The organism is Pseudoalteromonas sp. SR45-5, assembly GCF_014163565.1.
GTDB lineage: Bacteria > Pseudomonadota > Gammaproteobacteria > Enterobacterales > Alteromonadaceae > Pseudoalteromonas > Pseudoalteromonas distincta.
This window is the reverse complement of sequence record NZ_JACJDN010000262.1, coordinates 1-5,316: the sequence shown is the minus strand read 5'-3', so window position 1 is coordinate 5,316 and position 5,316 is coordinate 1. Positions and strand designations below refer to the sequence as shown.

The 5,316-nt window shown below is 39.8% G+C and carries 6 protein-coding genes; 3 read left to right on the top strand and 3 right to left on the bottom strand.

From position 1 onward, the window contains the following. The coding region (locus H5072_RS11035) for a DNA ligase (RefSeq protein ID WP_220488589.1) at window positions 1-797 on the top strand (797 nt) is incomplete at its 5' end. Between the two features lie 62 nt (window positions 798-859). Continuing rightward, window positions 860-2,224 carry a molecular chaperone gene (yegD, locus tag H5072_RS11030; RefSeq protein ID WP_024595669.1) on the top strand — a complete coding sequence of 455 codons (1,365 nt, stop codon included), beginning with the start codon at window positions 860-862 and terminating at the stop codon, window positions 2,222-2,224. 19 nt (window positions 2,225-2,243) lie between these two features. Here the strand turns inward: yegD and H5072_RS11025 are convergent, their stop codons facing one another. From H5072_RS11025 to H5072_RS11015, 3 genes are read right to left on the bottom strand one after another with little or no spacing between them, the layout of a single operon-like run. Next, window positions 2,244-2,708, bottom strand: a complete 465-nt coding sequence (locus H5072_RS11025) for a methylglyoxal synthase (RefSeq protein WP_002958191.1) — start codon at window positions 2,706-2,708, stop codon at window positions 2,244-2,246. Between the two features lie 38 nt (window positions 2,709-2,746). Beyond that, a complete protein-coding gene (locus H5072_RS11020) occupies window positions 2,747-3,391 on the bottom strand; it encodes a LysE family translocator (RefSeq protein ID WP_024595670.1) in 645 nt (214 codons plus the stop codon). After that, complete coding sequence (locus tag H5072_RS11015; protein WP_182693549.1) at window positions 3,388-4,587, bottom strand: multidrug effflux MFS transporter; 1,200 nt, start codon at window positions 4,585-4,587, stop codon at window positions 3,388-3,390. The genes H5072_RS11020 and H5072_RS11015 overlap by 4 nt, the downstream gene beginning before the upstream one ends. 183 nt (window positions 4,588-4,770) lie before the next feature. Between H5072_RS11015 and H5072_RS11010 the strand changes: the two genes are divergently transcribed. After that, a complete protein-coding gene (locus tag H5072_RS11010) occupies window positions 4,771-5,244 on the top strand; it encodes a hotdog fold domain-containing protein (protein WP_024595671.1) in 474 nt (157 codons plus the stop codon). Window positions 5,245-5,316 lie beyond the last annotated feature (72 nt).

Here is a 5,316-nt window from a genome sequence, read left to right as displayed (position 1 = left end):
CGCAATGCATAAGTGCAGCACAACCGTCTGTTTTACTGGCTAAAGTATATGACGAAACGAAGCATTATGATGTAAGTAAATATTTAGTCAGTGAAAAATATGATGGCGTAAGAGCTATCTGGACCGGCACGCAGTTTGTCACTCGTAAGGGTAATATTATCAATGCGCCAAGTTGGTTTACAGCCACATTGCCAAATGTATGGCTTGATGGTGAGCTGTGGACTAAACGTGAGCACTTTTCTGCGCTTAGTGGCATAGTCAGAACTAAAAAACCTAATAATCATGATTGGCAAACTATTACTTATAAAGTATTTGATATGCCAGATAAAAATCTGCCTTTTAGCACTCGCTATAAAAACTATAATGAGCTTATTACTAGCCTAAACTCGCCGCACATTAGTGCTGTAGTTCAATATAGCTTTACAAATAATGAGCAACTTACAGAGTATTTTGACAACATAACTAAGCAGGGCGGCGAGGGAGTAATGCTTCATTTGGCCAGCGCTAAGCACAGCAATGGAAGAAGTAATGCATTACTAAAATTAAAACCTTATTTAGATGCAGAAGCGGTTGTAATTGCGCACTTACCAGGCAAAGGTAAATATCAAGGTATGTTAGGGGCATTAAGGGTAAAAACAGCGCAGGGGCAGGTATTTTCTATTGGTACTGGGTTTAATGATGCACAGCGCTCCATACCACCGGAGATTGGTAGTACTGTAACGTACCGATTTCATGGCTTAACAAAAAATGGGTTACCGCGTTTTGCCATTTTTTTACGGGTCAGAGATAGTTTATAACATTTATAAATTTTACAAAGTGTGCTAAATTGCGCGGCCTTTTTGGTAATGTGTGGTGAAGTATGTTTGTAGGTTTTGATTACGGTAGTTCTAATTGTGCTATGGGTGTAATGAGCGAGGGTAATGTTCAATTAGTACCGCTAGAGCAAGGAAAACATTACTTACCGTCTACACTTTACACTCATCACAGCGCGTTGGTTGTTGATTTTGTTGCTAAGCATTTACATGGCACAGCCCATGAGCATGACTTTTTAACGCAGCGCCAAGCATTATTAAATACCTTACCTCGTATTAAGTCAGACCTTGATTTACAACCTTCAGATGAAACCCTATTTATTGGTCGTGAAGCGATTAGCGAGTACGTGCAGTTTCCTGAAGAAGGCTATTTTGTTAAGTCTCCTAAATCATTTTTTGGTGCAACAGGTTTAAAGCAAGGTCAAATTAACTTTTTTGAAGATATCGCAACCGCGATGATCTTAAAAATTAAGCAACGTGCTGAGCTCTCTTTAGGTAAAACACTTACACAAACAGTGATTGGTCGCCCAGTAAACTTTCAAGCTGTGGGTGGTGAGCAATCAAATCAACAAGCGGTCGGTATTTTAGAGCGTGCTGCTAAACGTGCTGGTTTTAAAGACGTAGAGTTTTTATATGAGCCACTTGCTGCGGGTATCGATTACGAGAGTGATTTAACTCAGGATCAAAAAGTACTCGTTATTGATATTGGTGGTGGTACAAGTGACTGCTCATTTGTACAAATGGGCCCAAGCTTTAGAGGAAATAGCCAGCGCGATAGCGATTTTTTATCTCACAGTGGTAAACGTGTTGGCGGAAACGATTTAGATATTGCTTTGAGCTTTCATGGTTTAATGCCGTTATTGGGTTTAGGCAGTACGTTTAAATCAGGTCTCCCTTTGCCTAATCAAGCGTTTTGGCAAGCGTGTAAAATTAACGATGTAAACTTACAAAGCCAATTTTATAGTGAAAGCCATACCCGAGAGCTAAACGCACAATTACGTGATGTAAGTGCACCTGAGCTTTATAAGCGCTTAATACATTTACAGCAAAACAAGCAAGGCCATCAGTTAGTGCAACAAGGTGAAGCGGCTAAAATAGCACTTTCGTCTGCTAGTGTGTTTGATTGTGATTTAAGCTTTTTAGATAGTGGGCTGAATAAAAATGTATCTGTAAGAGATTTAGCCGTTGCCGTTGAGAGTAGTATTAGCCAAATAGTTACTTTAGCAAAACAAGCAATCAGCGACGCTGCGACCACGCCAGACATTATTTACTTAACAGGCGGTAGTGCACAGTCACCATTGATTAAAGCGGCTTTAAGTGAGCACTTAGGCGATATAAAGATGGTTAACGGGGATCACTTTGGTAGTGTAACCGCTGGCCTGACTAAATGGGCCAGCATGCTTTATAAATAACCTAGATTACAATTGAGGTTTAAAGATCTATTTGTCGGGTTGCGAGGTATTTTTCGTAATCTGGCAATGTACGTTCAAGCTCTACGTCCATAAGCGGTGAGCTTAATAACATATCTGCACTTACCTCATTACACGCCACCGGAATATTCCAAACAGCGGCTAAACGCAGTAGTGCTTTAACATCAGGGTCATGAGGCTGTGATGCTAATGGGTCCCAAAAAAATATTAAAACATGTATCTCATGTTCTGCTATTTTAGCGCCAAGTTGTTGATCGCCGCCCATAGGACCACTTAAAAGCTGAACTACATCAAGCCCCGTAGTTTTTTGAATTAAATGCCCCGTAGTACCTGTGCCATATAAAGTGTGCTTACTTAGTATTTCTTTGTGCTTTTCACACCATAATTTTAGTGCTGCTTTTTTACCATCGTGTGCCACTAAAGCAATATTTTTTTGTGCGGGAAGAGATTGTGTTTTTTGTTCCATGCTGATTCTTTTTATTAGTTAACCACTGTTTTGGTTAGTTAAAATAATAGATTGATAGCAAGGGCAATAAATACAATGCCGGTGATTCTATCAATCCAAAGTTGGCTATTTGGGTTACGTCTAAAAAACTGTGCAATTTTGTCGCCAAAATAAATATACGTGCAGTCAATCGGAAAAGCAAAAAGAGGGTAAAGTAAGCCAAAAAAAGCGAGCTGAAAAGTAGCCGATGAAAGCGTTGGATCAACAAATTGCGGAATAAATGCAATAAAGAATAATGCTACTTTAGGGTTTAGTACTTCAGTCATCATGGCCTGAAACATGACATTACTTTTTTTACTGGTACTTATATGCGGTTTATCGGTTTGCTTGTCATCAGATGTCGGCTCTGGCTGCTTTAGCGTGCCTTTAATCATCATAAACCCTAAATAGCATAAGTATGCCGCGCCTGCATATTGCACTGCGGCATAGGCACTAGGGGAAGCTTTCAGTACTGCGCTTAGGCCTACAACAGCAAATAGCGTATGAACAACCCCACCTAATGCAAAACCAAAAGCACTTTGCATACCAGCACTTCGACCATTAGCAAATGTTTGCGCCATCAAAAATGCATTTGATGGCCCAGGCGCTACTGCCATTAAAAAACTGGCTAATAAAAATGAGACTAGAAAGTCAGGATTGATCATTGAGTACTTTTAGCCGGGTGTAAAGTATGTGCTTTTTTGCTCATTAAAATAAGCCAAAGCGGAACTAGCAATAATAAGTGAAAAGCAATCAACCACGGTGTGCTTAGCCCTAAATATTGGGTTAAAACAACAAGTATACTCGCGCCACTCATTTGCATAGCACCGAGTAATGCAGAGGCTGTGCCTGCTTGTTTAGGAAAGCTAGACAGAGACATTCCTGCAGCAGAGCCTAAACTTAAAGCAAACCCTAATGCAGCAATTAAGATAGGTAGCATAAGCGCAAATGCCGTTTCTATACCGCTAAGGGCTAGCATTAAAATGCCTGAGAAAACCAGTACACTCACACCGACACGCAAAGCACGTTGGCTATTTCGTTTAATGTAGGTAGGTAAAATAAAACTTGCGACAATACTTATTACGGCATTTAACGTAAACCAAAAAGTAAAGTCGGCTACGGTACCCCCTAAATGTGTAATAAGCCAGCCTGGTGCGAGCGTTACATACACTAATATGGCCGACATTGAGACCATACAAATTAGGCTATTAAACAAAAATACCGGTGTTTTAATAATCGGTGTAAAGCGACGTAAATCTAAAATATGGCCCTGATAATGGCTATCAGCAGGACGAGTTTCTCTAAAAAAGAATAGGGTAACAATAAGGCCCAAAATAGCAAACGCGGTTAAAAACATAAAGTTCATACGCCAGCCAAACTGTACGGTAAGCCAAGCCCCTAAAATAGGTGCCATTGCCGGAATAAAGCACACAATCCCGTTAAGGTAGGTAATCATTTGTCCGCTTCGTTCACTACCATATTTATCACGCACTATCGCAAATGCGACAACAAATGTGGCACACGCTCCAAATCCCTGAAAAGCACGTGCTATTAGTAATATCTCAAAAGAAGGCGAGTAGTATGCGAGTAATGCAGAGCTTGCATATAAACTAATGCCCACTATAGCCACTGGCTTTCGGCCAAATTTATCAGCTAAAGGACCTGCAATTAATTGGCCTAAACCCACTGTTAGCATAAAAATAGCAACGGTTTGCTGTACTTGTTGTTCAGTAACTGCAAATTGTTCTGCAATAGTAGGGAAAGCAGGTAGGTAAATATCGATTGCCATAGGGCAAAATATAACGAGTAACGCTAAGATAAGTAACAAAGTCATATTAGGTTTAGCGGGCTGTGTTTGCATTGAGTCTCCTTTTGTCGAGTATTTTAGGTGGGCACTCATAAAAAAGAAAGGGCTTATGACCCCTGCATAGGTCGTCATTCTTACTTTTTGATTGGATTAAGCGAAAAAGCCAGCATAAATGCACTTTTTAAAACTGGTCTGATGTGTTAATTTTAAAAAAGTAACTGTTGATGGAAAATAATAATGAGTAATAAATCTGCACTTGTACAAACATGGCATAAATTCAAGCGCCTACCTTTTGGGAATTGGCTTTTTACTAAAGCTGTTTGCTTTAAAGCGCCATATTTTGGTTCGATGAAACCTTACGTACTCGATTTGAGAGAGGGCCATTGTAGTGCGGTGGTTAAAAATCGTCGCAGCGTTCATAATCATATTGGAACTATTCATGCTATTGCGCAGTGTAATTTAGCTGAATTGTGTGCAGGTGTAATGGTTGATGCAACAGTGCCAGTTAAAACGCATCGTTGGATCCCAAAAGGGATGACAGTTAGGTATTTGGCTAAAGTAGATACAGATGTACGAGCAGTCGCTGAAATTGATTTACCACACAAGTGGATTGATAAAGAAGACTTAGTAGTACCGGTTAAACTGTATAATACCCGCAATGAGCTTGTTTTCACTGCAGATATTACTATGTACATTACTGAGAAAAATTAATTTACGTAAAGCTGATTTGACTTAGCTTTTATCAGCGGCTTGTTTATTTACAAATGATAAGTCGCTGCCATC

Excerpts from the sequence above, each read along its gene's own strand:
- yegD (WP_024595669.1), top strand. The coding sequence starts at position 860 with ATGTTTGTAGGTTTTGATTACGGTAGTTCTAATTGTGCTATGGGTGTA.
- H5072_RS11015 (WP_182693549.1), bottom strand. The coding sequence starts at position 4,587 with ATGCAAACACAGCCCGCTAAACCTAATATGACTTTGTTACTTATCTTA.
- H5072_RS11025 (WP_002958191.1), bottom strand. The coding sequence starts at position 2,708 with ATGGAACAAAAAACACAATCTCTTCCCGCACAAAAAAATATTGCTTTA.
- H5072_RS11020 (WP_024595670.1), bottom strand. The coding sequence starts at position 3,391 with ATGATCAATCCTGACTTTCTAGTCTCATTTTTATTAGCCAGTTTTTTA.
- H5072_RS11010 (WP_024595671.1), top strand. The coding sequence starts at position 4,771 with ATGAGTAATAAATCTGCACTTGTACAAACATGGCATAAATTCAAGCGC.